The 5,615-nt window shown below is 68.3% G+C and carries 5 protein-coding genes and 1 pseudogene; 1 reads left to right on the forward strand and 5 read right to left on the reverse strand.

Annotated elements, in window-relative coordinates:
* Positions 1 to 1,048 (reverse strand): ABC transporter permease (locus AC1VTH_RS06155; RefSeq protein ID WP_481335289.1); only part of this gene is annotated, 1,048 nt, incomplete at its 3' end.
* A 13-nt stretch (positions 1,049 to 1,061) separates the two neighbouring features.
* Positions 1,062 to 2,084: an ABC transporter substrate-binding protein gene (locus AC1VTH_RS06160; RefSeq protein WP_481335291.1), complete on the reverse strand. Its 1,023-nt coding sequence runs from the start codon at positions 2,082 to 2,084 to the stop codon at positions 1,062 to 1,064.
* 228 nt (positions 2,085 to 2,312) lie between these two features.
* Between AC1VTH_RS06160 and AC1VTH_RS06165 the strand changes: the two genes are divergently transcribed.
* The gene (locus AC1VTH_RS06165) at positions 2,313 to 3,206 is read left to right on the forward strand and encodes an aldose 1-epimerase family protein (RefSeq protein WP_481335292.1); all 894 of its coding nucleotides are present in this window, start codon (positions 2,313 to 2,315) and stop codon (positions 3,204 to 3,206) included.
* Between the two features lie 201 nt (positions 3,207 to 3,407).
* Here the strand turns inward: AC1VTH_RS06165 and manA are convergent, their stop codons facing one another.
* From manA to AC1VTH_RS06180, 3 genes and pseudogenes are all read right to left on the reverse strand, one after another.
* Positions 3,408 to 4,343 carry a mannose-6-phosphate isomerase, class I gene (manA, locus tag AC1VTH_RS06170; protein ID WP_481335293.1) on the reverse strand — a complete coding sequence of 312 codons (936 nt, stop codon included), beginning with the start codon at positions 4,341 to 4,343 and terminating at the stop codon, positions 3,408 to 3,410.
* Between the two features lie 308 nt (positions 4,344 to 4,651).
* On the reverse strand, positions 4,652 to 5,413 hold the full coding sequence (locus AC1VTH_RS06175) for a gamma-glutamyl-gamma-aminobutyrate hydrolase family protein (protein ID WP_481335295.1): 762 nt from the start codon (positions 5,411 to 5,413) through the stop codon (positions 4,652 to 4,654).
* A gap of 3 nt (positions 5,414 to 5,416) precedes the next feature.
* Positions 5,417 to 5,615: pseudogene (locus AC1VTH_RS06180) on the reverse strand (amino acid ABC transporter ATP-binding protein); the annotation flags it as partial.

Here is a 5,615-nt window from a genome sequence, read left to right on the forward strand (position 1 = left end):
CGCTCGTGCCCTGCGCCACGGCCGTCTCGAGGCCCGCGAGGGTACGAAGCAGCGTCGTCTTGCCCGTGCCGCTGGGAGCCATGACGCACACGCGCGCGCCCGCCGGCGCCTCGTAGGTGAGCGGTACCACGCTGCCATGGGCTAGCACGAGCCCACGGGCCTTCCAACCCCCTCGGGGACAAGGGGACGGGTCTTTTGTCCCCATTTGGCGGGGACAAAGGACCCGTCCCCTTGTCCCCGCGGCGAGGGTCACACAGACGGGGCCGCTCGCGCGCAGCAGGGCCACGACGAGGCGCTCGCAGAGGGTGGCGATGGCCACCACGGCTATGGTCCAGGCAAACAGGTCGCCCGTCTCGAGCAGAAGCTTTGCCTGGTAGATGCGCTCGCCCACCGACCCCGACGGCACGCCGATGAGCTCGGCGGCAACGCCCGCCTTCCAGCTCATGCCCACCACCGTCTCGCTCGCGGCCACCACGAAGGGAAGCACGCGCGGCCAGGCGCAGCCCAGAGCGCGCACGAGGCCGCAGGCCCCGTGGACCCCGAAGCCCTCGGCCGCGGCGGCCGCCTCGCCGCCGGCGGCGGAGGCGTCGAGCCCCTCGAGCACCGGGAAGTAGAGGCCAGGCAGCGCCATGAGGAAGACCGCAGCCACGCTCACGTTGGCGCTGCCCAGCCAGATGAGCAGCAGCACCACGACGCACACGACCGGCGTGGCCTTGATGGCCGAGAGGGGCACGCTCGCGAGCTCGCGCACCACGCGGCTTGCCCGCGACGCGGCGGCGAGCGCCAGCGCGCAGGCGTAGGCGGCCGCGAGCGCGCCCAGGATGCGCGCGGCCGAAAAGCCCACCTGGCCCCAGAACGCGGGCATGACCACGAGCGCCACGAGCGAGCCCGCGACCTCGACGGGGCCAGGCAGGATGAGTGGCTGGCCCACGGCCACGCTCGCGAGGTGCCACGCGACGAGCCAGGCGCAGATGGCCGCCGCGCGAGCGACGACCATGCGAGCGCCGTAGCAGTCGTTCTTCTTATCCTTAAAAAACGGTGCAGCCACGAATGAGCCCGAGCTAGAGCTTGTCGTAGTAGAAGTCGTCGCCCGGGAGCTTGCCGCCAATCGAGGAGGCGTCAAACTGGCTCAGCACGTCGAGGTAGCCCGAGAGGGCGCTTGCGAGCTCTGCGCCCGTGAGGCAGGCGAGGTTGCAGCCGGGAATGGCCTTGGCGGCGATGGGCGCGGCGTCGACGGTGCCGTGGTCGACCACGGACTGTGCCCAGTCGTCGGGGGCAGCCTTGACGGCCTCGACGCTCGCGTTCTGCTGCTCCACGAACTCGCTCACGGCCTGCGGGTGCTGCTCGGCGAACTCAGCGCGCACCACCGTGACGCCCGTGAGCAGGCGTGATCCGTCCTTGGCGTGGGCGTCCCAGACGTCGGTGAGGTCGATGGGGCTCGCGAGCTGGCTGTTCTTGGCAAGCGCGGCCGTCTTGAAGGGCTCGGGCAGGATGCCCGCGGCGCTGGGGTCTGCGACGAGCGCGCTCACGACCTCGGTGGCCTCGCTCTTGAACTCGAGCGTAACCTGGTCGGCGATGCCCGCGGCGTCGAGCAGATATCCCATGACGTACTCGGGCGAGGCGCCCTTGCCCGTGAGGTAGACGGTGCGGCCCGCGAGGTCCTCGAAGGCCTGAATGGAGGCGTCGCCCGTGACGACGTTGAGGACGCCCAGTGTGTTGACGTCGAGGGCGAGCACGCCGCCCTCGGTCTTGTTGTAGAGCACGCTCGCGACGTTGGCGGGCACGAGCGCGACGTCGACGTCGCCCGAGATGACCTTGGGGACGATCTCGTCGGCGGCGGCGCTGATGGTGAAGTCATAGGTGTTGGCAAGACCCGAGTCCTCGGACGCGGCCTTGTCCATGAACGAGACGAGCCCGATGGACGTGGGGCCCTTGAGCGAGGCGACGCGCACCTCGACGGGGTCTGCGGCCTGGGTCGTCGCCGCTTGCGAGCCGGCGGACTGCGCCTGGCCGCAGCCGGCGAGAGCGAGCAGCTCCCCTGCGGCGAGGGCGACGAATCCCCTCCTCGTGAGCTTTGTGGTCATGGTGTTCCTTTCCCTGTGGCCCTCGAGGTCACGCCGACGCCGCGACGTTACTCTCGGGCCCTTGTACGGACCCGGTAATGGTAGCACCCACGCTGGCGCCACGGGCGAGGCACATGTCCCACGTTCACCATCGCGAACGCGGGCCCCGCGTCGTCGCGTCCCACGCGCTAGAATCAGGGTCGAGAAGTACGAAGAGCCGCACGAGAACAACCCGTCCAAGGAGAAGCCATGGCCAACATCGCAACCATCTCGAAGGGACGCCTCGAGGCGTCGGTCGACGCGCACGGCGCCCAGCTGAGGAGCCTCAGGCTCGACGGCGTCGAGTACCTCTGGCAGGCAGACGAGCGCTGGTGGCCAAGGAGCGCCCCGGTGCTCTTCCCCATCGTGGGCTGTCTCAGGGATGGCTTTGCCACGTGCGCCCAGGGCGAGTGCCACATGGGCCGCCACGGCGTGGCGCGCAACTACGACCACGAGCTGCTCGAGAACGGCGGCGACGTCCTGCGTTGGCGTCTCGACAGTACGCCCGAGACGCGCGAGAGCTACCCCTACGAATGGCGCCTCGAGATGACCTACGCCCTCGAGGGCGACGCGACGCTCGCCCAGACCTACGCCGTCACTAACACCGGCGGCGTCGACCTGCCGTTCTTCCTGGGCGGGCACCCCGCCTTCAACGTGCCGGTGGTAGCCGGCGAGCGCTTCGAGGACTACAGCCTGTGGTTCAGCCGTCCTTGGACGGCCACGACGGCGGCCCTCACCGCCGACGGCCTGCAGGACTACGCCAGCATGCGGACGCTCCTCGAGGATGGCCAGCGCCTGCCGCTCACCCACGAGCTGTTCGCACCGGGCTCCTTCGTGCTCGAGGGCGTGCCCGACAGCACCGTCTCGATGGTGGGGCCCACCGGCCACGGCGTGCGCGTCGACTTCGAGGGCTTCGACCACATCGGCGTGTGGAGCGCCCCCGCGGCGGCCGACGGCACACCCACGCCGTTCGTTGCCCTCGAGCCGTGGTGCGGTACCGCGACGCGCACCGACGAGGACGACGTGTTCGAGCACAAGCAGAACCTCATCGTGGCCGCGCCCGGCCAGACCGTGACCCGCACGTTCAAGATCACGCTGCTGTAAGACAAGGGTAAGGCAAGGGGACGTGCCTTCTGCCATATGACAAGGGGCACGTCCCTCCGTCATATGTGCCAACAGACCCGACCCCTTGGCACGCACGCACTGCCATGCCGTCTCAAGACACAGGGGCCGCCCACATCACGCCAGATGCGGGCGGTCCCTCGTTTACCTGCGTTTTATTGCTCGAGCAGAGCGGTGCTACCCCTAGACCCAGGAGCAGATGAGCACCATGTCGCCCTCGAAAGCGAGGTCGCCGCTGCCGGCGGGCGCCACGAAGTGGGAGCCGCACCTGAGCGCCTGGCCGTTCACGGAGCCCGCACCCTCGATGACGCTCACGCACATGAAGTCGTGGGGCTGGGGCAGCGTGCGGCCGCCCTCGACGCGCACGCGCTCGACGGTGTAGCGCTCGTTGCTCTCGAGCCTCGTAATGCCATCGACCTCGGGGGCCGTGATGGCGCCCGAGGTGGGCGCCTGGGCGGCATAGTCGACAACGTCCATGCTCTGCTCGAGGTGCAGCTCGCGCTTGGTGCCGTCGGCCTGGACGCGGTCATAGTCGTAGACGCGGTAGGTCACGTCGCTCGACTGCTGGGTCTCGAGGATGAGGGTACCGGCCTTGATGGCGTGCAGGGTCCCCGCGTCGATCTGGAAGAAGTCGCCCTTGTGGATGGGCACCTCGTTCACGAGGTCGCCCCAGCGGCCCTCCTCGACGAGCTGGGCAAACTCGGCGCGGTCCTTGGCCTTCTGGCCCACGATGATCGTGGCACCCGGCTCGCAGTCGAGCACGTACCAGCACTCGCACTTGCCCAGGCTGCCGTTCTCATGGACGCGCGCGTACTCGTCGTCGGGGTGCACCTGGATCGAGAGGTCGCCGTCGGCGTCGAGGATCTTGATGAGCAGCGGGAAGCGGTCGCCCTGGGCGTTGCCAAACAACTCGTGGTGCTCGTCCCACAGCTGTGAGAGCGTGGAGCCGGCGTACGGGTCGCCCTCGACCACGCAGTCGCCGGCGGGGTGCGCGCTGATGGCCCAGCACTCGCCAATGGCACCGTCGGGGATGTCATAGCCAAACACCGTGTCGAGACGCCTGCCGCCCCAGATCTTCTCGTGGAAGATGGGCTTGGTGAAGATGAGCTCCTGAGCCATGGGTCCTCCCGGACAATCGTTTGCGCGGGCGCGCGCCCGCATGCCTGACGGGCAAATTCTAGCGCGGTCAATCAGGCTTAAAGCCGTAACCCTTCGCACGAATGACTCGGGAGGCCCGATGGCCGCCGCGCGACAACACTCAGCCAAAAGAAATTCAATCAATTAGGTAACCTCCTAGCTGACATGCGAAGCAGCCGCTTATCCGAGGTCATAACCCCCAGATAAGCGGCCGTCAGAAAAGCTAGAAAAGCCTAGGATTCAAAGCAGGTTACCTAATTGGCGTAGTTTTCGCGACAGGCAGGCTCCCCCTACTCGGCGCAGGCGTCCACGAAGGCCTTCCAGAGGCGGAAGTCCTCCCCGCCCTCCTGCCAGGTGTACTCGGGGTGCCACTGCACGCCCAGCACGAAGCGCTTGCCGGGCATCTCGATGCACTCGGGGATACCGTCGTCGGACTGCGCGGAGAGCACGAGGCCCTCGCCCAGGTCCTTCACGCAGCAGTGGTGCGCCGAGTTCACGGCATAGCCGGCCGAACCGCTCGCGCGCGCGAGGAGGCTGCCCGGTTCAATCTCGACCGTGTGGATCTTGCGGGTGAGCAGGTCGGCGTGGTCGTGGTGGGTCGAGCCCTCGCGACGCGGAATCGAGGGGACGTCCATGTCGAGGCTGCCGCCAAGCGCCACGTTGAGCATCTGGGTGCCGCGGCAGGTCGTGAACAGCGGCTTGTCGGCCGCGACGGTCTTCTGGACGAGCGGCAGCTCGCAGGCGTCGCGCACGTGGCACAGGAGCGACTCGTCGTAGCCGCTCGCGTCGCCCCACAGCTTCGGATCGACGTCGGGGCCGCCCGGGATGGCCACGCCGTCTGCCAGCTCGACGTAGCTGTCGATGACGCCCTCGTCGTCGGTGAGCGCCATCTGCACGGGCAGGCCGCCCGCGGAAAGGATCGCGTCGATGAAGACGCGCGCGCCGCACTCGTTGGGGGCCAGCTGCTCCTCGCGGTGCATGCGGCCCTCCTCGATGCGCGTCGCGACGACGATAACGGGCCTGCGCTTATGTTCCGTCTCGAAATCTACCATGCTCTAGTGCTCCTTAATCGAGTTGAGGAAGTCGCGGGCGCGCTGCGACTGCGGGTGGTCGAAGAAGTCGTCGGGGGCACCCTGCTCGATGATGGCACCGTCGGCCATGAAGACCACGCGGTCGGCCACGCGGCGGGCGAAGTTCATCTCGTGCGTGACGACGACCATCGTCATGCCGCCGCGCGCGAGCTCGGTCATGACG

The sequence above is a fragment of the Parolsenella sp. genome (genome assembly GCF_982402205.1).

Excerpts from the sequence above, each read along its gene's own strand:
- AC1VTH_RS06160 (WP_481335291.1), bottom strand. The coding sequence starts at position 2,084 with ATGACCACAAAGCTCACGAGGAGGGGATTCGTCGCCCTCGCCGCAGGG.
- AC1VTH_RS06175 (WP_481335295.1), bottom strand. The coding sequence starts at position 5,413 with ATGGTAGATTTCGAGACGGAACATAAGCGCAGGCCCGTTATCGTCGTC.
- AC1VTH_RS06165 (WP_481335292.1), top strand. The coding sequence starts at position 2,313 with ATGGCCAACATCGCAACCATCTCGAAGGGACGCCTCGAGGCGTCGGTC.
- manA (WP_481335293.1), bottom strand. The coding sequence starts at position 4,343 with ATGGCTCAGGAGCTCATCTTCACCAAGCCCATCTTCCACGAGAAGATC.